The sequence below is a fragment of the Paenibacillus sp. FSL K6-2859 genome, assembly GCF_038008265.1.
In the GTDB taxonomy this organism is placed as follows: domain Bacteria; phylum Bacillota; class Bacilli; order Paenibacillales; family Paenibacillaceae; genus Paenibacillus_AQ; species Paenibacillus_AQ nitricinens.
Window position 1 is genome coordinate 155926 of the sequence record NZ_JBBOYU010000002.1, and the last position, 22618, is coordinate 178543.

21 protein-coding genes are annotated in these 22618 nt (G+C 40.2%); 5 read left to right on the top strand and 16 right to left on the bottom strand.

The annotated features are described in order from the left end of the window. Nucleotides 1-66: 66 nt before the first annotated feature. Nucleotides 67-1197 (top strand): hypothetical protein, encoded by a 1131-nt coding sequence (locus MHB64_RS31375; RefSeq protein ID WP_341136252.1) that lies wholly within the window; start codon nucleotides 67-69, stop codon nucleotides 1195-1197. A 36-nt stretch (nucleotides 1198-1233) separates the two neighbouring features. On the opposite strand, the gene MHB64_RS31380 is transcribed toward MHB64_RS31375, so the two are convergent. The 7 genes from MHB64_RS31380 to MHB64_RS31410 all read right to left on the bottom strand — a co-directional run bounded on the left by MHB64_RS31380 (nucleotide 1234) and on the right by MHB64_RS31410 (nucleotide 8785). Further along, nucleotides 1234-2109 (bottom strand): stalk domain-containing protein, encoded by an 876-nt coding sequence (locus MHB64_RS31380; RefSeq protein ID WP_341136253.1) that lies wholly within the window; start codon nucleotides 2107-2109, stop codon nucleotides 1234-1236. Between the two features lie 197 nt (nucleotides 2110-2306). Beyond that, on the bottom strand, nucleotides 2307-2456 hold the full coding sequence (locus MHB64_RS31385; protein ID WP_341136254.1) for a hypothetical protein: 150 nt from the start codon (nucleotides 2454-2456) through the stop codon (nucleotides 2307-2309). A gap of 112 nt (nucleotides 2457-2568) precedes the next feature. Next, nucleotides 2569-2724: a hypothetical protein gene (locus MHB64_RS31390; protein ID WP_341136255.1), complete on the bottom strand. Its 156-nt coding sequence runs from the start codon at nucleotides 2722-2724 to the stop codon at nucleotides 2569-2571. Further along, complete coding sequence (locus MHB64_RS31395) at nucleotides 2699-3832, bottom strand: hypothetical protein (protein ID WP_341136256.1); 1134 nt, start codon at nucleotides 3830-3832, stop codon at nucleotides 2699-2701. Before MHB64_RS31395 ends, MHB64_RS31390 begins: the two co-directional genes overlap by 26 nt. A gap of 70 nt (nucleotides 3833-3902) precedes the next feature. Then, nucleotides 3903-4760, bottom strand: a complete 858-nt coding sequence (locus MHB64_RS31400; protein WP_341136257.1) for a DNA adenine methylase — start codon at nucleotides 4758-4760, stop codon at nucleotides 3903-3905. Nucleotides 4761-4971: 211 nt separating this feature from the next. Beyond that, complete coding sequence (locus MHB64_RS31405; protein WP_341136258.1) at nucleotides 4972-5877, bottom strand: hypothetical protein; 906 nt, start codon at nucleotides 5875-5877, stop codon at nucleotides 4972-4974. Between the two features lie 1636 nt (nucleotides 5878-7513). Beyond that, nucleotides 7514-8785 carry an IS110 family transposase gene (locus MHB64_RS31410; protein ID WP_341136259.1) on the bottom strand — a complete coding sequence of 424 codons (1272 nt, stop codon included), beginning with the start codon at nucleotides 8783-8785 and terminating at the stop codon, nucleotides 7514-7516. A 680-nt stretch (nucleotides 8786-9465) separates the two neighbouring features. Between MHB64_RS31410 and MHB64_RS31415 the strand changes: the two genes are divergently transcribed. After that, entirely contained in the window at nucleotides 9466-9582 is a 117-nt protein-coding gene (locus tag MHB64_RS31415; protein ID WP_341136260.1) for a YjcZ family sporulation protein, read from the top strand. A gap of 137 nt (nucleotides 9583-9719) precedes the next feature. After that, on the top strand, nucleotides 9720-10193 hold the full coding sequence (locus tag MHB64_RS31420) for a hypothetical protein (RefSeq protein WP_341136261.1): 474 nt from the start codon (nucleotides 9720-9722) through the stop codon (nucleotides 10191-10193). A gap of 237 nt (nucleotides 10194-10430) precedes the next feature. Here the strand turns inward: MHB64_RS31420 and MHB64_RS31425 are convergent, their stop codons facing one another. After that, nucleotides 10431-11867: an erythromycin esterase family protein gene (locus MHB64_RS31425; RefSeq protein ID WP_341136262.1), complete on the bottom strand. Its 1437-nt coding sequence runs from the start codon at nucleotides 11865-11867 to the stop codon at nucleotides 10431-10433. Between the two features lie 206 nt (nucleotides 11868-12073). On the opposite strand from MHB64_RS31425, the gene MHB64_RS31430 reads away from it, so the two are divergent. Beyond that, nucleotides 12074-12958 (top strand): helix-turn-helix transcriptional regulator, encoded by an 885-nt coding sequence (locus MHB64_RS31430; protein ID WP_341136263.1) that lies wholly within the window; start codon nucleotides 12074-12076, stop codon nucleotides 12956-12958. A gap of 655 nt (nucleotides 12959-13613) precedes the next feature. On the opposite strand, the gene MHB64_RS31435 is transcribed toward MHB64_RS31430, so the two are convergent. Then, nucleotides 13614-14351 carry a DUF3800 domain-containing protein gene (locus MHB64_RS31435; protein WP_341061951.1) on the bottom strand — a complete coding sequence of 246 codons (738 nt, stop codon included), beginning with the start codon at nucleotides 14349-14351 and terminating at the stop codon, nucleotides 13614-13616. 1206 nt (nucleotides 14352-15557) lie between these two features. After that, nucleotides 15558-16646, bottom strand: a complete 1089-nt coding sequence (locus tag MHB64_RS31440) for a hypothetical protein (protein WP_341136264.1) — start codon at nucleotides 16644-16646, stop codon at nucleotides 15558-15560. A gap of 1058 nt (nucleotides 16647-17704) precedes the next feature. Between MHB64_RS31440 and MHB64_RS31445 the strand changes: the two genes are divergently transcribed. After that, on the top strand, nucleotides 17705-18340 hold the full coding sequence (locus MHB64_RS31445; protein ID WP_341136265.1) for a DUF3238 domain-containing protein: 636 nt from the start codon (nucleotides 17705-17707) through the stop codon (nucleotides 18338-18340). A 933-nt stretch (nucleotides 18341-19273) separates the two neighbouring features. On the opposite strand, the gene MHB64_RS31450 is transcribed toward MHB64_RS31445, so the two are convergent. The 6 genes from MHB64_RS31450 to MHB64_RS31475 form a co-directional block, all read right to left on the bottom strand. Next, entirely contained in the window at nucleotides 19274-19687 is a 414-nt protein-coding gene (locus MHB64_RS31450) for a hypothetical protein (RefSeq protein ID WP_341136266.1), read from the bottom strand. 298 nt (nucleotides 19688-19985) lie between these two features. Next, nucleotides 19986-20369 (bottom strand): BC1872 family protein, encoded by a 384-nt coding sequence (locus MHB64_RS31455; RefSeq protein WP_341136267.1) that lies wholly within the window; start codon nucleotides 20367-20369, stop codon nucleotides 19986-19988. Between the two features lie 183 nt (nucleotides 20370-20552). After that, a complete protein-coding gene (locus MHB64_RS31460) occupies nucleotides 20553-21083 on the bottom strand; it encodes a hypothetical protein (RefSeq protein WP_341136268.1) in 531 nt (176 codons plus the stop codon). A gap of 89 nt (nucleotides 21084-21172) precedes the next feature. Next, nucleotides 21173-21607: a hypothetical protein gene (locus MHB64_RS31465; RefSeq protein ID WP_341136269.1), complete on the bottom strand. Its 435-nt coding sequence runs from the start codon at nucleotides 21605-21607 to the stop codon at nucleotides 21173-21175. Between the two features lie 2 nt (nucleotides 21608-21609). After that, entirely contained in the window at nucleotides 21610-21999 is a 390-nt protein-coding gene (locus MHB64_RS31470) for a DUF6573 family protein (RefSeq protein WP_341136270.1), read from the bottom strand. Between the two features lie 47 nt (nucleotides 22000-22046). Beyond that, the gene (locus tag MHB64_RS31475; protein WP_341136271.1) at nucleotides 22047-22577 is read right to left on the bottom strand and encodes a hypothetical protein; all 531 of its coding nucleotides are present in this window, start codon (nucleotides 22575-22577) and stop codon (nucleotides 22047-22049) included. Nucleotides 22578-22618 lie beyond the last annotated feature (41 nt).

Sequence of the window (22618 nt, forward strand, 5' to 3'; positions counted from 1 at the left end):
TGTGAGGGATACACACTAGTAGAGAATATCCCAACAAGCTGAAAAATGATGAAAAGAGGGATTTATATGACTTGTAATCAAACACCAAAAACTATCGTCAATTTCCCAAAACCAGCTGGAACACCGGCTCCCGTTGGTTTAACAGGCTCGCAATCAGCTGTAGGGACTCGTTTTCTTATTTCGGACAATCCAGAGACGATCAACTCCACTACCACCACATTTACGAACGGCTTTGCTACACTGTGGAGCGATACTTCTACTGGTAACTCCACTGTACGTTACAGAGCTTTCTTGTGGCATTATAATAACACAGGTGCTTCAATTAAAGTAGGGATCACGCTGGGGAATGCTGGTGCTTCTTCCTACTCAATTCATAACTTGAATAACGCTATTCAGGTAGTTCCTATTGGTCAGATTTCGTCGCTTGGAATCTGTGCTGCTGCTGCTTTGGTAGGAGGGACAATGGATAGTATTACACCAACTGATTCTTCCGTAGCAGCGGGTCAAATAGGTGTTGTAAAAGAATGGACGGTAGGAAACGGGGAGATTGTAGGTGGTGTCATTGAATTTTCCATCAGTAACACCGTTGCTAACGTTGCCATGAATTACAGAGTACGTACCGTAGCAGCAAATAGCGTAAGTGCTAATCTACGTCAAAACCAAACGACGGTTGTTAATTACTACACCAATCCGGCAAATAATTCCACGCATCCCCGCGGTTCATGGGGCTTCGCCGATATTGCGAGCTCAGTTAGTTATAAAGCTGGAAGCGGATGGGCATATTACAACGCTAGTAACGGCAATCTAGATAACCTAATGACAGCAAGTAATTCGTATAAAATTTCTGGCGCTCCAGCATCTCAGGGACCAGCAGACAGTGATAAAGGACATTATGGAGTCAAATACAAACTTACTGTCACTCTTAGTAATGATACTGGCTCTGAAAAGAAAGTTAAGATTTATGTTGGTGCTCGCGGTACTAAATATTATGCAGGTGCAGTTAAGTGGAGCGGTGAGGGTGTGACATACAAAATCCCTGCGCTTAAATCCTACTTGGATACTCCAGGAAGTAATCAAGAAGGAATTGAGGTGGCTACGGTAACGGTCGCACCTGGAGCCTTAATCACTCGTATAATTACTTTATCAACTGCGGGAGCAGCATCTACCCCGGCACTTATTGCTTTTCAGACTTTGTAATAATAAACAAAACAAATATCAGGAGCCTATGAATAATTATTGCGGTTGAAAATCTGAGAACCCTGAGATTAGTACCCTCGACCCCTTGCTGACGCTATCGACCTTCCATACACCATTCGTAAATACGAGATTGATCGTACGATCCTCGGCATATTGATCTTCTCCTGTTAAACCATTTGCCAATATAACCGATTGAGAAAGTGTGGCAGAAGTCTTGTTAATGTATACTGGCAACGAGGCAGGCGCTTCATAGCTACTAGCTGTATTCAAGCCTTTATTTTGAACGATAGACTTAATTAATTTATCCGTAAAGTACGGTTTGAAGTAGGAACTAATATTTTTAATTGAAGAGACATCAGCTGCTTGATTTAATTTATCGGAAAGTAGTTTTAACCGTGGATCCATAATTTTCTGTTTATCAGGGATTTGAACAGACGGTTGCTCCATGTTGACAACGAGTCCCATACCGCCCAATGTCAGTGTCGCCTGCTTAGTCTGTTGGTTCCATAAGACGTTCGCACCTAGCGATTGACCGACAAAACGTAGCGGAACATAGGTTGTTCCTTTAATGACCTGCGTGGCAGTATCCAAATCAATATATTCCTGGTGCGGAATATCCGGATTATCTGTAGTCGGCGGTGATACAATAATTGCGCGTTTGAAATTTGCAGCAAGCCAGATGGTCGAGTCGCCATTTTTAATCTTTACTTCTTTCTCCGCTTGAAACCATTCCACACTCGCACCTAAATTTACTGAAACAGCTCGTAACGGAATGAGAACTCGACCGTTGTTAATCTGACCGTTGTTTATGGTCGTGGGTTTGGATGTATCCGCCGCAAAGCTAAGCACCGGTATTGCTGGAAGCACAAGTAAAGCTGAGGCAAATAAGGAAATCGTCATTTTTTTCATCATAATAAAACCTCCCATAATAGATTCATTTAAATAATAGACGTTTTTCTCCCTTATTTTGTTTCATTTGTTTTATTAACCAAATTATTATAGGGTTATCCAATATTTATACACTATTACATGCAACGAATCTAGAGAACTTCCATACTATTAATGAGCTATAATATCAATCTATATCTTATTTTGGTCTTAATCAGTTGTTAGAGGTCTAACTTATTTTTTGTTTTTTTCAGATTGTTTAATAGTTCATTTCTTTTTTCTTTTCTCTCTTTCATGATTTCAGCTTGCGTGCGATCAACAATTTTGGTTGCTTTTTTTTGGAATGTAATAAGCTTTCCTTTTTTATTCATACTATTACTTCCCTTCTATTAGAGATTCATAGTATGTAGTCTTCACAAGTTTCATAGTAATAAACCTATGCACAAAAAAACCCCCGGGAATTCCCGAGGGTTTCTCTTATAGTTATGCTCTAAGCAATACCTTCTCAGCTTTCTCTTCCGTAACGGCTACTCTTTCACCAAGTTGCTTTAACATTTCGTTACGCAGCTGACGCCGTTGGTTCAAAATTTCTTCCTGAGATTTATCCTCTACCTTAATTGGCTTGTTCTGCAGCAGCATCTTGGGTAGCCTCCTTTTTTGAGATCATGTTTTTGTGTAGTATCAAACAAAAAGCATGAATAAGTCTTCTAATTTGTCTTGACTCTATTATATCATTGGAAATTACTAGAGACAAGGCGCGTTTGTCTGACTCATCAAAGTGGAAGCACCACACCCAACGTTCATTATTCAGCATTTTCATTGAGAAAGCGACGACAACTCTTCCTGGATATGGGTAGCTAATAAATGAATCGTTAGATTTTTCTTTCGCTGCAGACACAGCAGCATATTCAAATTCCTGAGTGACAGATAAATCTATCTCACTCACACTTCCTCCAGAAGTGCCTACGTCGTGTATCTTTGTTAGTTTATTTTCCTTTACGGCATAAATAGTAAATGGAGAGACAAATCTTAGATCATCAAAATCAAGAATGCCATTGGTTAATCGATATATGTTGGTGTTGACTGCTTTAAGTAAATTAACCAAATAGGAAATACTATTTTCTGAATTATCTATATCTTCAGCAAGCCCATCTACTGATCTTTCTAACTCTTCTATTCGATCTCTTAACTCCTGGATGGTTTCCTCCAATACTTCCTCCCTACCTATAGAATATTGCAGTACAGACTCAATACTGCCGTCTTTAATAGGGACGAGTAATGTATTGAAAGCATCGTATAGACCATTAAAAGTGAAGTGATCCTTTTGAATGAAAGTACTCCAAACAGCATATTCCGCAGGACGTCTGGCCTTCAAAGCTTCAACGTGGAATTCAGGCGATCCTAGGGTTGCCATCTTGTCTATGTATCGTTTTACATAAAAAAAGTAATAGATAACAAATAACAAGACTACACTACCCAGAATAATAGACCATAATGGTAAATGCTTATACCAACCTGTTAAAATGACTATTGCTTGTCCTAAAAGAGGTAGTGAGCTCCATTTTATCGCTGAAACTATTTTAGCGTGTTTAAAATATCCTAACACTTGCTTAATGGGGCCTTTCCAAGCAATGCTTACCCATTTTTCGTTTTTCTGTTCTCTCATCTTTTTTATGATTGGATCGAAAGTTCCTTTTATTTCATCAATATAGCTATGATAGTTTCTCATTATGTCAGATTGGTCCATGAAATATTTCCCTCCCCTTCCATTATTATTCCACAATAGTAGCGGAGATCCTTCCTTTAATTACTTTCTTTCAAATGTCATTAACTACAGGGAAATCAAATGACAATTGACCCTTGGTTTCAGGTTTATAATTCATAAAAACATATTCTTTCTCTATTCTTCGGGTTTGTCCAAGTTCAGCCTTGGCTACTGTGCCTACCTTTGCTTCGAATGTCTCACAATGCCAATCCTTATAAAGATCTAGAATTAACGGATCGCCATAATACGTGACCATGCATTTGCCTTGAATATTATGAAGCATTGTAGCAAGTTCCACATGTTCATTAAAAGCGAATTTGTAATAGTGCTCACGGTGAACATATGGAGGATCGACAAATAGGAAAGTACCCGGAGAATCATATCGCTGTATCATATTTTTATAGTCAAGGCATTCAATCATTACACGACTAAACCGCTCTTCAAAAGCTTCGAGTTTTGCCAAAGAGTTTTGAAAATCACTAGCGGTGTTCTTAATCTTTCCGGATCGCCATCCACTTTTAATACCGTTTGCGGGTATTATGCAGTTTCGGAGTAAATAGTACCACCTTACTGCTCGTTCAAAAGGATCCTTTGGAAGCTCCTCACGTTGCCATTTTTCGAAAAGGTAGCGGCTTGTCGGTAAAGTAGATAATGAACTTATCAACTCATCCCTTCTCTCTCTAAGAGTTAGAAGGAAATTGATTAGATCATGATCCTTATCATTAAAAACCTCTACCTTACTTCTTCTTTTAGCCACAGTCATGTGCCCTCCGCTTCCAAAAACATCCGCCCAGCAGTGGTGTTCAGGAATTAAAGGAACCAGGTCACGAGACAGAAAATGCTTTCCTCCAAACCACCGAATTACACTCCCTACGCTATTTTCATCAACATAATTTGTCGCCATATCCATCTCTCCTGTTTCCGATATCGTATTTAGTCGATATGGAAATAGGCAGGACTCTATCTGTCCTCTCACGCATTCTCGAACGATTTGCGTAAGTGCTACATATCCCAATTGGGAGCTCGCTGAAGGGGGCTACAATGAACCTCAATACGGTTTATTCCGTACCTTCGTCGCACCTGATATTAGAGATTATGGAATCGCATCTTTAACATTTCATTCATATGAAACACCATTCCTTATTTGATAAGTGCATTTGTGTCCGGAGTAGTGCTGCACTAATTTTAACTTCACTCTGCACTACATAGCTCTGTTTGATCAGACACAATGTAAATTTTGCTAGGCACTTACCATATTTGTTTTTAATACTCTCAAATTCGGAATCTGCATGCAGTTCCGCAAGTGAACCTTTATCCTGTAGAAAGGATGCAAGCTCACCGTTTTGATCTTCTTCATGGAGCAGTAGCTCCATTTCTCCTAAAGCATTTTTAACGTCTTTCCGCTTCTGGTTGTAATTTCCGAGTAGTTCCTTTAGCTCTTCAAGATTCCGCTCGATGCCGTAAAGATGGGCGTTATTACTAAAATTAGTGATAACCTCACTGGCTTCTTGAGGAGTCTGTAATCGAATCATTGAAGTGATCTGCCATTTCTCACGTTGAATTTCCTTGAGTTTCCGCTTGTTCAGCTCTTCCTCGATTAAATCACCGTAATAATTTGGCTTGCTTCCTAGCGGTATTCCAGATCCATATATGCGATAAGAAACGTTATGCTCATCAAGGAGTTGCTTAAGCGGATCTGAGAAGGTTCGACCTGCATGAATTTCTACAAAAGGCAATGATTCCATACGGAGAATCAGATTCATGACCTTATGGGCTAACTCAATCGCTTCATTTTTTCGTGGATGATATTTTTGCTTAGGATACGGCTCGACTAATTCCTTATAGCCAATAACTCGCTGCTCATAATGACTCAAAAAGAAGATGTCTTCATGAGGAAAGTCACGGATTTCCATGTACTTGATGACTGAATTAACCCATCGACTTTGCGTTCCTTGGAAGAACTTGTGAGCCGGCATAGCTTCATCTGGTCTTGTTGAAGATTCTGTTATAAAAGCAATTCTTCGCATTATTCCACCTCAAGTCTAATTTTTATTTCTCTGATTAATGCTTAGGGGTAATGTATACACCCATTTCTACAGGATTAAATCCTCGGGATACAGTCTAATACATTGGCCACAGCATTCACCTAATCGCGTCTCATGTAAAACTCCTTCATTCCCGCCGCAATCACATACTTGAATCATCGCAGGATGTACTTCACCACAGCTTGAGCAAACAGGTTCTTTGCAGGCTATTTCGAAGTGATCATTTAAAGGACTTTCGCTGGTATGACGCCAAGTTTGTTCTTTTTTACAGCAAGCTGTTAAAAGGCTCATCCTAATTCCTCCTCTTTTTTTGGGCATAAAAAAAGGAGACAAAAAAAAGAATATACGTATCCCGTATACCTTTTTGTCTCCATAATTTAAACCCTATTTTATTTCTGCTATGCAGAAGTCCCCTTCTCTGCATGAATTATAGTTCTGCAGAGAAAATAAATGTGTTTCGTAATAGATCTAGTATATTATCTCTTAGGTAATTTGGAAAGAAAAAGAAGGTGAACTGAATGTAGTTATGTGTTCTTGACCTCTATTTTCCGTACCTTGCGGAATGCCCCAGAAAATGATTTACTAGTTAGTAAGCAGTAAGCAGTAAGCAGTAAGCAATTTCCAATCAAAAATCAAATATGCTAAATAATTCGGAAGCACCGATAAATTCTTAAACCATGAGCAATCACGTTCATGGTTTAGAATCTATCGGTGCTTTTTTATTTAATTTAAGGAGGTATATACAAGAGCTTCTGCTTACAGTGCTGCCAGAAATTTATAAATGAATAAATCTGGACATAAAAAGGAGAGGATTAATGAATGATAGACAGTACACTAATGTCAATAATATTGAGAGTCATTGTCGGTGGTGCAATGATGTTTGCAAATCGGAGTTTGTATCATTTATATGCTCAGGATTTTTTACACAAGTCACCTTGGCAAATTCTTCATTATGTCATATTTTTTATACTTATGTGTTTCTTTCGTCCCTTATCCCTTATACAACTTGGAAAGGAAATAGTGCGGGATCTTTATCGAGTTTGGAAAAGACGGTAATTTTGTTGGAAATGTTTATGTTTAATAAATTAAACTCTTATTTTAATGAAATTGGCGTACCTTCGTTTAGCAACTCCAGCTGATAGCAGAATAAAGAATTAGACTGAACCTAGTAATTGAAACAGCGACAGCCAAGGACGAGAAAATAAGGTCCTAGACCGTCGCTGTCTTATCGAACTCCCTCAGTACGATTCAGTTTTCTCACGAATGCTCGCTTATTCGCAGGATTTCACCCCTGTCAGATTTACCGAAAGATTGTTAGAGCAACCCGGTTGAGGACCAGGACAACATGAAGGCGTGAGGAAATAGAGGGGGATGATAAAACCCCATATCCTTCCATATACTGCACGCTTCTCCACACCGCCCTTGGAGGTTTTCACTCCCATGTCTCAACGGGTCATTGCCCTCTCATTCCTTCGTTACGCCTTTCCAAGGGGTGGAGGCCGGTCATGCTAACGTTACGGGTCGGTGCCCTTTGGTTCAATATATCCGGTACTCCGTGCTTTCTTTTGAAATCCCGTGAATAAGCCAAAATTCGTACGACGAAACGGTGAGAAATCGCTTAAGCTGCTAGCTGAAGTGGCATCGTTTTATGTGGATTGTAGGCTTCACTGCTGCGAGCCATCCCCACGAGAATGCGAGCTAGTTTACCACACAGTTTCATTAGTGACCTCATTTTCTTCATCTTTTTTACCTGAACATTGTACGCATGCATCGCCTTGAATTCCGGATTATTCGCGGTTAAGCTCAGGGTCATCATGAAGATGAAACGTCGGAGGCGAGATCGTCCGCGTTTACTAATCTTCATCTGTCCGGTCCATTTGCCCGAGCTTGCTTCCGCAAGGTTGAGACCAGCATGACGCAGCAAAGCGTTGCCATGAACAAAGCCGCTTAAATCCCCAGCCTCTCCAAGAATACCAGCTAGTGAGATTGCATTAATCCCTTTTACAGCAAGCATCGACTTAGCAAAAGGTATACGGTCTAAAACTGCTATAATCTCTGCCTCCACGACTCGCAGTTGCTCACAAGCGAGATCATATTCTGCGAGAAGCTGCATTAAATGGAGCTTGTACGCATGCGTTGCCTGCTTAGAGCCAACAGAATGGCTAGCAAGAGCGATTAGGGCTTGAGCCTTCATGTCCCCAGGTTGCCGTTGCATAATGGATTGCCAGCCCCTTACCACGTCTTGAGGCGTTAACTTACTCAGTTCATCAGGCGTCGGGAAAAGACGTAGTGTCGCCAATGAGCCTTTGCACATCAGATTCTTAAATACTTGTCTCAGCTCGGGGAACACGACGTCAACCCAACGATGAATCTGGTTCTTTGCACTGACGAGTCTCGTTACGACGGAGTCTCGGTTGGAGAGAAAGACACGAAGCTCTTCAAAGGCTTCAGGTGTGTTGCGAATGAATGAGTAATAGCCGTTCTTCACCATGTCTGCGATGACGAGAGCATCCTTTTTGTCGCTCTTCGATGGTGTATTGTCGCGGTTTTCCTTGTTCTTTTTCACGAGATGAGGATTAACAAGAACAACTTCAAACTGCTTCTCAGATAGCCATTTGGAGACGCTTATCCAGTAATGCCCCGTTGGTTCCATACCGATGATTGCGGAGTCTAGGTTATGGGTTGATTGCAACGATTGGATCCAGCGAAGAAGGATCTGAAACCCTTCTTCGTCATTTGAGAAAGATAGTGGATTGCCAACGACGATCCCGCGGAAATTCACCGCACGAGCGACGTGAGTTAGCTGTGCGATGTCGATTCCGACGACGAGATGCTGAGGGGTAATTTTTTCAATGAGTTGATTTTGTTTGTCCTGGGCTTTAAACTTCATAGTAGAGCGTCCTCCTGGATGATGGGATTTTAAGGGCTATGACCCGTTGCGTACTCCCATCGTACCGAGGCGCTTTTCTTTTTGCAAAGCTCGTAATTAACGCTCTACAGGAATGCTAACGTTTTCCGTTAGGGTAACCTTGGACATATCTCCTCCACCATGAAACACACACCAATTACGGCTACATGATCAACGTCATTCAGCTGAATATCACGACCACCTGGCGAATTATTGTTCTGTTACGAAATGACTTCCTCCGGAAATATTGGTAGCCTACCGTCTAAGTCTTCTTCAGCACAGATTCTTTTTTTAGCTTTTCTTCTGTGCAATTTATCTCTTAGGTAATTTGGAAAGAAAAGAAGGTGAACTGAATGTAGTTATGTGTTCTTGACCTCTATTTTCCGTACCTTGCGGAATGCCCCCAAAAAATGATTAACTAGTTAGCAAGCAGTAATCAGTAAACAATTTCCAATCAAAAATCAAATATGCTAAATAATTCGGAAGCACCGATAAATTCTTAAACCATGAGCAATAACGTTCATGGTTTAGAATCTATTGGTGCTTTTTTATTTAATTTAAGGAGGTATATACAAGAGCTTCTGCTTACAGTGCTGCCAGAAGTTTATAAATGTAAATTGAATATCCTAAAATGTACTCAAATACAGAGGAGGTTATTTGAAATGAGCGAAAAAGTTGCTGGCTTTGGCGGTGATATCGGAGAAGCCTTTACATCTACCGGTGCAATCTTGGTACTGTTTATCCTCCTTGTAATTATTTCTAAGACAATCTTGCTCTAAGATATTAGTTGAAATCTCACACGTCTAATCCGTCAGCATAAACTGATGAATTTTTTTACATTGATTAACGAACGAATGTTTGGTTATAATACAAACAAATGTTCTTATTTTTTGAGGCGGTTAATGGAGGGGTATGCATGAGCAAGCTGGACAATAACGAAAGATGGAAAACGAAGATGATCATGACCGAGCATGTTGAGCAGTACGAGGAACAGCAGCGTGAGAACCCAAATAAAATGATAACTACGGAGGAACGCACAATGGTTCGAGACCTCATTTTGCTTCCTTATATAGATGCTATGGTTAGCAAGAGCCTGAAAGAGATCGAACCCTCCAGCAACATTCTTAAACGTACCTTTTTAATGGCTGGAGAATCCATACAGTGCCGGATCATGCAGGATACCTATCGACTGCAGAAAGAGCTGAAGCAGCGGAATATCAAAATGTTGGCGGATGAGCAAGATGATTTTATCACATATTACAAAATCTTTTGCCGAGGATATCAGGAACGATTTGGATTAACTCGTGATGTTATGCGGACAGAAATTAGCCTCCGGCTGACAAAATACACATCTGAACTGGGAAACATCTTAAAAGACCACCTGAAATAACGAAATCCCGCCAACCAATTATGGTTGACGGGATTTTTTGTTATTGCCAATTTGGCTGTAGAGTCCGTGAAAATCATTGACTTCCAAGGTAAGTGCACATTGTTCCGTTCCACCTATTTCAATGTAGTTTAGATTTGTCTGCTCAGGAGTCTTAATCAAAAAAATGGTTTGTCCCGAAGGGATACGAAGCTGAGCCTGAAATCTAAGAAGAATAACTTTTTTAAAACGGTTTCCTTCTCACTTATATGTGTCCGGCAAATATGTCGGCATCTTCGCTTGTTTGATGAGAAGGATGCCGTCGAAATGCCGTCGTAGCTCTAACGGCATCGGCATTTGCACCTGATAAGAGGCTATCATCCGTTCGAACATCCAAGAATTTCCCCGTTCATTTTCCCGATAGCGTAAATCCATGAATGTATATGGCTGTTCTACAGCCGCCAAAATATCTTCCATAGACCCCGGAATAATCGGATTCAACTGAATCGGTTCCCTCGTATTCTCGGCTGCTTGTCCTTCGCCCATAAATAGACCCATGACGTAGCTTTCCTGTTGCAGTTCCTTTGGCATAAGCTCTCCCATACTCTTCGGCATGGTGGAAATCAGAGACTGTGCTTTGCTGATATGGCCATTATGGCCCCATACGATGATATTCTCTTCCGGATAAACTTCTGTCACCAACCATGCAAGGTTGCTGGCCATCGCCCGATCGCGCCATTCCATCATGGACTGAGCGCCGCTATAATCCCCTTGTTCTGTTAATAGATTGGATTGGATGCACAGCTCATTAAATTCCTGAATAACCCGAATTCGATCCTCTAGCGCTCGCTTCATTAACTTGACGATATGCGGCTCATCGGGATAGTCCATCTTCAACGCATTTTCATTCTTAGTCACGGCCTGCAATAGCTCTTCATACACCTTAATCAGCTCAGGCCTGGCCTTACGGAATCCGCTTTGATCCTTGCTCATTCTCCACTTATGAACCTCTTGTTCCGCTTGCAGCGCTCTGTCCTTCAGCTTAATACTTGGAATCCAGTTCGCATTCTGAAAAAGCGGGGATTGCACCTGAATATCGAAGCCCGTCAGTCGCAAAGGCGATTCGCTCTTATGTGTCTCCTTCATGTATTCGAATAGCGGCTTCGTCTCTTCCGTCCACCATACGCCAAAAATGGAACGCCTCATCGTATCGGGAGTCGCCGTCTTTTTTATCCGTCCTTGACCAAGGGCTGCATCGCCCAAACCACTCTCAAATGCAACAATGTTAAACCCTAGCGTTTGGTGCATGTATTGAATGAGGCGAGTTTTGACTAGATTAAATTCGGCCACACCATGTGAATTTTCTCCCAAATATACGATTCGCTTATCAGCGAGCAACGGGATCAATATATCAAGGTCGCTAAATTTGTCCTGCCCAATGGATCCTCCGTTCGAAGACCATGATTCCGGTTGGATACTCTGTAAAGCATAAGCATGATCCGCGGCCCAACGCTTCCAATCGGATAAAGTAGCCTGATACGATCTTGCTGTTCTGACTTGCTGTTCATTCACCGCTGCTTCCCCATATGCAGTCTTGACCGGGATAACCGCTGATGTTATCGAGGTACTAAGCATGATCAAAGTGAGCGGCATGCACAACAAGCTACGCAGACTAAGGGTATTCGCCTTCCATTTCATTGCATCTAACTCCTTACCGAAAAATAATTTTACGTTCTACTTCAAATATACATTCATTGCACCACACCTTTTTGATCATTATTGCTATCTTTATATGAACACCATAATATGGATGGAGTTATCCTTTATATACCCGAGAAACAAAGCAATATATATCAAATATGCAGCGGTTGCTTCTGATATTTTATTCTTAAGGAGGTTATAACATGAGCTACAGTCCGATCATCCAAGAGTCGATTGCCTATGTAGAGACGCATTTGCCCGAAGAATTGTCACTAGAGAGTATGGCTAAGTTTGCAGGGTTTTCAAAGTATCATTACCATCGGATTTTTCAGCAAGAGGTTGGCGTGAGCGTATCTGAATATATCCGATTTCGGAGAATTGCAAATTCGTCCAACATGTTACTGTTCACAGATGAAAGAATTATAGATATTGCCATTTATTATCACTTTGAGAGCCAAGAATCGTTCACCCGTTCTTTTAAGAAATACTATCAATTACCGCCAGGGCAGTATCGCAAAATCATGGGCAAATTAACGATGCAAAGGGAGGAAATGAAAATGAAAAATGAACAATTATTAAAGGGATGGCAATTAAGCGGGAGTCACCCCTTCAACTATCAGATGGGGATTGACCGGGAAACCTTCCATCAAGGGAGAGCGTCCGGATTTTTAAAGTCGGTTACAGTGGTACCGACGGAAGGCGAATTTGCAACGATGATGCAGCAATTCAAAGCGGACAAATATATGGGCAAAAGACTAAAGCTCTCAGGGTTTATCAAAACAAAAGCAGTGAGAGGGTTTTGTGGGTTCTGGATGCGAGTCGATGATGCTCTTCATGATGTACTGCAATTCGATAACATGAGTGACCGCCCCATTATTGGAGATACTGAGTGGAACCATTACAGCATCGTGCTGGATGTGCCGGATAATAGTGCCGCGATTGCTTTTGGTGTGCTGTTGTCCGGGAGTGGACAGGTCTGGATAGATGGGCTTCAATTCGAGGAAGTGGATACCAAGGTGCCTACGACGAATATCGATTTTATGTGTGAACTTCTAGACGAGCCTATGAATTTATCGTTTGAGGAATAGAGAGGTGTTGCAGAATGAATGATGTTAAAAAACAAAACCTTGGCAATGTCATCGGTCTTGTAATCGTTACGATCGTAATGGCTTCAAAGTTTTTGATAGGAAATATATTCGTGAGCTTGGTAAAAAATATTTTACTTAATACCCGACAGTAAAAGAGTAGTTAGTTTGCACAAGACAAAAAAGCTTACATCCCACACAAAGGTATGCCCCTTAAGCAAGCAGCTTAACTGTTCAATAAAATAAGCAGGCTTCGGCCTGCTCAACAATTTATGCTATTAAACTATAGTGTCCCGTTAGCGTAACGGACTACCATTGCATAAAAACGGCCCTGACTATTCAGAAAGGGCCGTTCTTTTACGTTTGCGAGGACGAAGAATGTTCATAATTCAGTCCTCTTTATGTTATGCGAAGAACTATCGTAATTCGCATTAATTATTATATCCAGTTTTATCTTAATGTTGTGTGCTAAAATTAGGCAAAAAAAATACCTTAACTATTCAGTAAAGGTATTTCCGTCGTAATGAGCGAAGAACTATCGTAATTCCCTCATATCCTGCTCTAGCGTGAGGAAAACTATCGTAAACCTCATCACTTAGAATGTACCCTAATGTTAATTGAAAACAAACCATTTGTCAACAACCGTCCACAAAAATTCTTAGGGCAGGACCTTAAATCCGAAGCGTTGTTTTAAGCCATGGCCGCCATCATACAGAGCTGCATCGATCAACGGATGGATGGATGGCTGTTTCGGACTTAATCCATTGCATGAGCGGTTTAATGTACCTGGAACAAAATCAGCTAATTGAAGACCGATATTGTTATCTGCTTTAATCAGAAAGTTAATGTTTAACAAGCGATCCTGGAAAGCATTTGGGCTATAATATAACGTCCCATTGGCCACAATCTTATGATACGTATTGCGGAGCCTAGTATCATCAGTCGTGTTAATGCCTTCGATATAGACTTGTCCTTTGGCATTATGGCTTCTTAAAAAATGCACAAAGTTTTCAAGTACGATCTGAAGCACGATGTAATATTCATCGTTTAACTCACTGTCATTATAATAAGATTTAAAATCGCTAATATGAATAGAAGCCCCAAGCGTGGTCAAATTATAATTCCGGAAGATGTTGTCCATCCCCTGCCAAAATTCTGCTCTTGTCTCACTCCGCCTAAAAACAGTATACGGCAGATCCCGGCTCGCGCGGATTTCCGATTCATGAAGTATGATATCTGTATTATTAAAGATCCGCTGTTTTAACGCTCTGACTTCAGGGACAACTTTATTTTCGTATGTTTCTTTTTTAATAATGACCCCAGCCAAACATAGATGATGTATATTACTCCCGTTTGGCTTTGATTCATCCAGGAATAAATAGTATTCATTACTCATGCCTTTTCCCCCACAATTGTCTAAATCTTCTATTGATTATACCAAAAAAGTAGCCCGGGATGGTCTGGACAACTTTTTTTGCTTTAAGCAATCCATAGAGTTGCTATCAAAGCTACTTAATGAATATATCATATTATTCAATTCGCGTACGTTTTATCCGCGGCAGGTATGCTTACTGTCTTCATAGGGAGAAGAGTAATCCTGCCCGTTCGTATTATGAGGTTACCAGATCTTTCTGGTCGACCTTTTTTTTGTATGGTCGTAAGATAGCGGTAGCCGGGGATCGAGCATGAAATAGAAAAAGATGAAATATATTCCTGTGCCGAAGGGGACGGTTATTTGTCATATCTTTTTTTAAGTATACCACTTCAGGAATCGGCCATTAATAATTAAATATTGACAAGCTATTAGCTGGAATAGCGTAATGGGACGTTACCAGTCCAATTCTTTATTTTCTTAGTCTATAACTTTATTTTCCGAGTCTAACACTTTATTTTTCAGTCTAATACTTTATTTGACATTAGCGCAAACGTCGCGTTACCTATCCTCTTTTATATAAACAGAAATAAGACCGATCAACGGATCGGTCTTATTAGCTATTAAATATTCAATGTCTTGCAGTATCGTCTTATAATCGCGCCATTTAATTCATTATGCCGCATTTATTTTATATAGCAGCACATCATTAATAACGAGTGCATATTTACAAATAGCCATCTGCGGTGTTTTCCCAGCCCCAATATATAATCTTCATAGTAAATACTCCAAAAGACTCCGGCTCCAGAACCACAAGGAACAGGCCTAGTCTTATCCGCGATAAGGGTATACTCAAATACTTGCAAGGTCTTGGGAAGGTTTGAATGAGCCCCTACAATAATGCTCGTGAGATAAAAATGCCGGCACCTCAAACGTATGTGGCTCCCATCCCATTACTTCTGTAGTAATGACATGATCTCGCTCTTCTGAAGTCATCCCATCAAATCTAAGGATCTGCGGCTCACAGAGAAGTCTGGAATTCCGCAAGTCATCCTTTGTTATTTTTTTTAGATACTTGGAGCGGGCTAACTCATACGCTTCTATTTGTTTTTGAATCTCAGTGTCCATAATTATTGACCTAACAAAGACCAGGGAATTAACCCAGGTGTTTGTCAGGTCACCTCCTCTATTTCTATTTTTTTCCTCGTAGGTTATTATTCGTTTCCAACACTACGTAAAAGATGGTTCCGTATTTATGATATCTTGTTTTTGTTTCGATTTTTCCCCGCTTCCGCCGCATAAAAAACAGATTCCGTTCTTAATATGAAGGTACCGAGTTCTCCCCGAGCCTTTGCATCGTTCACACGGCTCTTCATCAAGAGAAGCGGTACGCACCATTTGAATACTATTATTCTTCTTATGGCTAATTGAGCTGAACGTACTCGACGCAGGTTTCATTATAGGCAACGGTGTAGACCGCACTATGTTTTTCTGAGTTTTTGATGTCAGTTTCACGGCACTCTCCACCACGATCTCTGGATCATAAGCTGGTTTCCCAGCGTACTGAAGTGCAGCTCTTCTTCTCTCAATTCTCACAACCACTTCTTGTCCGGCTGCTTCTTTACAGAGCAAACCCCATGCTAACCCTTCATAAGTTCTCAGAAACATCGCTTCCGTTACCTCAGCGTCCCAAAGCCAAACTTGCTGGCTTTTTACGCACGTATACTGGCGGTAGTACCATCCACCTTCTTCTGATCCTCCAAATGCCCGAGTGACAGTATACACGTTCACCCAAGGGATAAGTCCGAAAAAAGTAGGTGGGCGGAGAATAGGTAACGACTGCCTTGATAATTCCTCTTGATAGGACTCTAGGTTCTTCTCTATGCGTTTTTCGCTAGATTTGCAGACTGTTGCATCTTTAGTCATTAATTTCTGCTGAAAGCGAATCTGCAGGTTCTTTAAACCCTTTTGGATACGTAATGCACTCTGAGACCTCCACCGCTTCACAGCTGGAATGGTTTTGTTCATTCGTGCACTAGATAAACAAATGCCGGTTTCTTTTGATTTCATACTTTTAAGGTCTGCAGATGGATCGGCTGGCTTAATCGGATAATGAACAGTAAGGCTAGAGAAGATGAATGACTGCAAACGATTCAGGGAGCGGGAGCAAAACTCAATTAATCGCTCCTTTTCCGAAAATGTTCGTCTCACGATCACTTTCAAAAGTCCTTCTGACTTTGCTATGTCCGCTTCTACAGCAGCCATCGCTTCCATATCCTCTATATAGCTAAGAAGATCCATTTGTTCGTATTGAGGCATATTTAATCCTCCTCGGGCTCCATAATAGTAATAATTGCTTCTAAGTTATCTCCAGGACCAATGATCCTCGTGTAAGTCTGCTCAAAGATTTAAGTTTATCCAATGATAGCCAAAATCAGGACTACTACTTTCCGGAAGGAAAATCTAATCAATTCTTCATTTTAGGAGGTAATGGTATTTCCTATTTCGAAATAGTTGGTAATCACAGCGAAGAACTCTGGACTTCAAAAATCGATACTTCTACTAAATCATCGAGCAAACTATTCTTCTTACCATATAAAATAATTAATCAGGACGGAAAGTTGCCCACTTTTAACAGTAGAGTTGTTTATTATCATCTCATGCTTCCAATTATGGAAGCATCATATGGTTTTATAGAAACGAATGGTCAATCCACATCATTAGGACAAAAGGAGATTCAACTGAATCAATTTTTTGAAATTCCTGAAGAACATTAGTTGAATTCATCAATATAGTTCAATGCCAAGCAACGTTTCTTTTGCTTGGCTTTTTTGTCATCTTATTAATTAAATTTCCCACAAATTTTTTTTGTTGGCGTTTGTCTGAAAAAGTATTAATAGACTGTAATCTGATAACCTAATTTTATCTACATTTTTATTGCTTATGTATAGTTAAGACGCTGTATTACATAGCTGGGATTATCTTATTAATAATCCAAACCATTCTTTCCCTACTGGTTAAATTACTGAACAACAATGCAATTAGTGCCGTCTTCTTTTGATTAATAATCGGGTCGAAAGATGCTGTCGCATAGAGAACTGCTGTAACCAACTTAAATCATTCAACTTATTCTTTTGCAGATTTAGTGAACTAGAAAGTTTCTTTTGCAAGAATTGCTTCAGTATTTGAATAATTGGTATAAACGACTAAGAGCGTTGAGTGCATTGCTTAAAAATTAAATTTTCTCGGTTGTATTCTAACCCTTTAAAACTCCTATTTTAGTGAAGGCAAGAATAGAAGGTTTGATTAGGGGTACTCAAATCTTCTCATTTTACCCCCTTGCCTAATAATTTATTTTAGAAAAGGAGTTTTTTAATATGGCAGTTAACTTTAACATTCGATTGGTAACATTTATCCCTCATGACAAAGTAGATTCTCCAGTACAGTATGGTTTACCCGCCTACGTTGTATCATTTAAAGGAGATAATCGAGGTTTTGACAAGAATACTGCAAACACCGAAAACTTTCGTACCGCACAGCAGATAAATGTACAATTTACGAATACTGGTGGAAGCTGGACCTCCTTTAAGAATATCGGAACAACTACTGCATATCACTTTAATAATACGACTTTAACCACAACGACTCACACTGCAAAAGCTTCTGATGCAGGTTTGACTGTCACGCGAACCGATGCAAGCTTGACAGGTAGTAGTAGCGATTACATGAAGTTTGTTTGCTCATGTAGTGTAGGCAATCCCTTCATTCCAAGTCCAGATGTCTTTAACGGTAACATTGATTATGAATTTACTCTCTACGTTTATAAAAATGGCACCATCTCAATTCAGGGAAGCCACGATGGTTTCCCAGCTTACGAAGTGTATGCTGAGGCCAATTCAGGCGGTTACCAAAATATCTATCTTTTCGATCCCCGTGATCACGGAAAAAATCAGCTCTCCTTGTTGCCGCCAATGGATGTTACTGGTGTATACAACTCTCGACAAATCTTATAATAAAAAAAGGCCCTACATCTTGTACAAAATCATTAAGTTAAGATACAGGCCCTAAAACTAAAGAAAAGCGTAGGTTATCAAAAAGATAGCCTGCGCTTTTTTTTGCACGTAACAATAAATAGAGCTTGACAAGAAGGTAGAAATGTATTCCGAAGCCCCTAAAAAATGAGGAGGCTACGCCAATGAATGAGTATGCGAATACTTTAAAAGAAACTCTAATATCACTAATGCGAGAAATGTCACCCACACCAGCACCTATGTCAAAAAGCCCAATAAAGATTTTACATGAACGAAGATGTTGCTCTTTGAGACGGTTAGGCAGTTTCTCATCTCCATGGGAGGTAACAGCATATATAATGAACTCTTGGATTCACAGGGTTACGATGTAAACACTGCAACGACTTCTGCTTTTATCCAGCAGAGAAATAAAATTCTCCCGTCTGCTGTAGAGTCCTTGTTCCACGAATTTACAGTGTCTTATACGAATATCAAGCATGACTGAGGTGATCGATTACTCGCTATTGAGGGTTCTGATCTAAATATTGCTACCGACTTTGTGGATACGGACACTTATTTTCAATGTCGCTTAAACTCAAAAAGTATAAACTTTTACATTTGATTGCAGTATATGACTTATGCAACAGAATCTATGTAGATACCCTTGTTCAGCAACGACGGTTATGCAACGAGGGAAGAACGCTGGCCATGATGATTGATTGTTCCAAGCTCAAAGGGAAAATCATGGGTTCACATGAAGATTTTTTTAAGCGAATATTCTATTCGCTTGTTTACTGTGCTCTTTTATGTATGTGCTCCCCGAAAAGAGCAAACGCCACTGGGCTTCTCCCCGTGCCGTTTTGAATTCATGTTTAATTTAAGTCTTGTCTTTGAGTTATCTTAATGATATTGACATCTTGTAGGGCCATTTTTAAATTAATGAGTTTGCAGATTTTTTTTGAAGAACAGAAGATTATAAATAAAACCTAGAATAAACGCTGATGGCATGAAGAAGCACAACAACAACTGTCCTTCAGGGGACCATACATGTCCGGCAGTGAATAGTAAAGGGAATATAAGACCTACAATAACGGAAATAAAGGCAGTAAGAAGCCATTTAAATATATTATTTAATGATGTTTCATTGATTACATAAGCGCCTAAAAATATCGCAGGCACCATAATGAGTAAATACAAGCTAAAAAAAGAAATAACAAGTCCTCTATATTCACTTTCATGGATGGTTTGATTGAAAAAAACTTGACTTCCTTTCTGATAAAGCCAAGCCCCCACGCCATAGGCAAGAATGATACCAATTCCTGCAAGTATATACTTTATTATTTTGATCAAATGCTCCACCTCAATTAAAATTTATAGATATTACATAAGACGTAAAAATTTGAGAAAAGTTTCTGTTTTCTTAATTTTAGTCTGCTTCAGGAACGAAGTAGCCGTCTTACCCTGAGGCGTATTCAAGCCATGTTTAAGAAAGCCAGCCGACACAAACTCTCCGTGGCGGTTTTCTTATGGTCAGAAATCAACAATAAGATTTAACATAGCCTTATCCTTATACAAATAGATAGTAATAAGACCGGTCAACTGAGTCTGATCGGTCTTATAACGTATTTAATAATCTATGTCTGGCAGCTTATGCCGCATTAATTTTACACAGTAGCACATCATTAATAACGAGTGCATATTTACAAATAGCCATCTGTGGTGTTTTCCCAACCCCAATATAAATATCATCATAGTAGATACTCCAAAAGAGCCCAGCACCAGAACCGCAAGGAACTAGCCGAGTCTTATCTGCGATAAGGGTATACTCAAATACTTGCAGGGCATGATTCATGTCTTGAGAAGGTTTGAATGAACCCCTACAATAATGCACATGAGATAAAAATGCTGGCACCTCAAACGTATGTGGCTCCCATCCCATTACTTCTGCAGTAATAACATGATCTCGCTCTTCCGAAGTCATCTCATCAAATCTAAGGATCTGTGGCTCACAGAGAAGTCTGGAATTCCGCAAGTCCTCCTTATTTATATTTTTTAAGTACTTGGAGCGGGCTAACTCATACGCTTCTATTTGTTTTTGAATCTCAGTGTTCATATTTATTGACCCAACAAAGACCAGGGAATTAATCCTGGAGTCTGTCAGGTCACCTCCTCTTCTTTTATTTCGTTCGTTATAGGTGCTTATTCGTTTCCATCACTACGTAAAGGATGGTTTCGTATTTAAGAGCTCTTGTTTTTGTCTCGATTTTTCCCCGCTTCCGCCGCATAAAAAATAGATACCGTTCTGAATATTCATGTATCGAGTTCTCCCCGAACCTTTACATCGTTCACACGGCTCTTCATCAAGAGGAGCGGTACGCACCAGTTGAACACTACTATTCTTCTTATGATTAATTGAGTTAAACGTACTCGGAGAGGTTTTCTTCATAGGCAATGGCTTAGAACGCTGTAAGGCACTCTCTACCACGATCTCTGGATCATAAGCTGGTTTCCCAGCGTACTCTAGTGCAGCTCTTCTAGTCTCAATTTTTACAACTACTTCTTGTCCGGCAGCTTCTTTACAAAGCAGCCCCCATGCTAATCCTTCATAAGTTCTCAGAAACATCGCTTCCGTTACCTCAGCGTCCCATAGCCAAACTTGCTGGCTTTTAACGCACGTATACTGGCGATAATACCATCCACCTTCTTCTGATCCTCCAAATGCTCGAGTGACAGTATAAACGTTCACCCAAGGGATCAGTCCAAAAAAGGTAGGTGCGCGGAGAATAGGTAACGGCTGTCCTGATGATGCACCCTGATAGGACTCTAGATCCTTCTCTATGCGTTTTTCACTAGATTTGCTGCTGGAGCTTTAATGATTAATCTCTGCTGAAAGCGAATCTGCAGGTGCTTTACTCCCTTTAGAATACGTAATGCACTTTGAGAACACCACTGCTTCACAAGCAGAATAGTTTTCTTCATTCGTGCACTAGATAAACAAATGCTAGCATCCTCTGATTTCATATTTTTTATGTCTGAAGATGGATTGGATGGCTTAATCGGATATTGAGCAGTAAGGACAGAGAAGATGAAAGATTGCAATCGATTCAGGAAGCGGGAGCAGAACTTTATTAAACACTCCTTCTTCGATAACTTTCGTTCCACATTCACTTCTAGAAGCCTTTCTGACCTCTCTATATCCGCTTCCACAGTAGCCATCTCTTCCATATCATCTAAATAGCAGAGTAGATCTATTTGTTCGTATTGAGGCATCTTTAATCCTCCTCAGGCTCCATAATAGTAATTACCGCTTCTAAGTTATCTCCAGGGCCAATGATCGCTTTGAGCTGAACATTCTCCATATTCCCCTGCTTATTAGCCAAAGGAACGAAGAATAGTAGTTCGCGGTCATTAGTTGTGGGATTTTTTGCAGCTGAAGCAAGCATGCTTAAGCATCTCCACAACGCTCCATGTGTTCTAATATCAAAGGGCTTATCTCCATCGATATCTTGTATAACTCCGGTCCATACCGCACTCGTAATTCCAACAGGATAAACTATACCAAGTTGTCTAGCTGGTTCTGAAACGTCGATTAAGCCGCCATCCTGGATCTTATCTGCTCGTGAGTAAGCATGAATTTGAGTCGTACCGAAAAGTTTATTCATCTGGACCATCCTTTATATTTTTAAGTAATTTGAACAAAAGATTCAAATCATTCTCCCGCGTCATCTTTTTTTACTTCTTCATATAAGCTGAGTATTACATACTGCATTGGAGTACTCTCTCTGACCCGCCGCATGAGATGAATGAATTGCCATTCTTGTGAATTGCGTTTACGGTAACTTGCGAGATTTATCAAAATGAGAAAGTAGTTCATTCCAATACCGATTACTCGCTCTACTTTATTTTGCTGTACCGGAGTTCCGATCAGACCTAATTTTGCATAATAACGTTGTAAGGTCGATGTTTCAGAGTGCAACTCGATATCCGGATATTTTGCTTTAAACTTTCGTTTAGAATCTTCCTGTAGCAAGCAATATTTCTCCCTAGTAGCATAGTAAAAGCCAAAGGCGGGGCTATGATGAAGATAGTAAGCCCCCTTTCCATTACGACTAACCACGAAGTATCGGTTTAAGTAACGTCCGAATACTATGGATTTAATCGTAAACAGCATAGTTCCTAGGAGAATTGCGAGAATGAGCAAGAGTACAAGTACAAACATTTCTATAAGAATATTTAACATTTTCTAATACCTCCCCATATCAAATGAAGAGGATTACGGTC

Coding starts and splice junctions, on each gene's coding strand:
- MHB64_RS31380 (WP_341136253.1), bottom strand. CDS start 2,109: ATGATGAAAAAAATGACGATTTCCTTATTTGCCTCAGCTTTACTTGTG.
- MHB64_RS31470 (WP_341136270.1), bottom strand. CDS start 21,999: ATGAATAAACTTTTCGGTACGACTCAAATTCATGCTTACTCACGAGCA.
- MHB64_RS31390 (WP_341136255.1), bottom strand. CDS start 2,724: ATGCTGCTGCAGAACAAGCCAATTAAGGTAGAGGATAAATCTCAGGAA.
- MHB64_RS31395 (WP_341136256.1), bottom strand. CDS start 3,832: ATGGACCAATCTGACATAATGAGAAACTATCATAGCTATATTGATGAA.
- MHB64_RS31445 (WP_341136265.1), top strand. CDS start 17,705: ATGGCAGTTAACTTTAACATTCGATTGGTAACATTTATCCCTCATGAC.
- MHB64_RS31405 (WP_341136258.1), bottom strand. CDS start 5,877: ATGCGAAGAATTGCTTTTATAACAGAATCTTCAACAAGACCAGATGAA.
- MHB64_RS31385 (WP_341136254.1), bottom strand. CDS start 2,456: ATGAATAAAAAAGGAAAGCTTATTACATTCCAAAAAAAAGCAACCAAA.
- MHB64_RS31375 (WP_341136252.1), top strand. CDS start 67: ATGACTTGTAATCAAACACCAAAAACTATCGTCAATTTCCCAAAACCA.
- MHB64_RS31440 (WP_341136264.1), bottom strand. CDS start 16,646: ATGCCTCAATACGAACAAATGGATCTTCTTAGCTATATAGAGGATATG.
- MHB64_RS31415 (WP_341136260.1), top strand. CDS start 9,466: ATGAGCGAAAAAGTTGCTGGCTTTGGCGGTGATATCGGAGAAGCCTTT.
- MHB64_RS31410 (WP_341136259.1), bottom strand. CDS start 8,785: ATGAAGTTTAAAGCCCAGGACAAACAAAATCAACTCATTGAAAAAATT.
- MHB64_RS31465 (WP_341136269.1), bottom strand. CDS start 21,607: ATGCCTCAATACGAACAAATAGATCTACTCTGCTATTTAGATGATATG.
- MHB64_RS31420 (WP_341136261.1), top strand. CDS start 9,720: ATGAGCAAGCTGGACAATAACGAAAGATGGAAAACGAAGATGATCATG.
- MHB64_RS31435 (WP_341061951.1), bottom strand. CDS start 14,351: ATGAGTAATGAATACTATTTATTCCTGGATGAATCAAAGCCAAACGGG.
- MHB64_RS31430 (WP_341136263.1), top strand. CDS start 12,074: ATGAGCTACAGTCCGATCATCCAAGAGTCGATTGCCTATGTAGAGACG.
- MHB64_RS31400 (WP_341136257.1), bottom strand. CDS start 4,760: ATGGATATGGCGACAAATTATGTTGATGAAAATAGCGTAGGGAGTGTA.
- MHB64_RS31425 (WP_341136262.1), bottom strand. CDS start 11,867: ATGAAATGGAAGGCGAATACCCTTAGTCTGCGTAGCTTGTTGTGCATG.
- MHB64_RS31475 (WP_341136271.1), bottom strand. CDS start 22,577: ATGTTAAATATTCTTATAGAAATGTTTGTACTTGTACTCTTGCTCATT.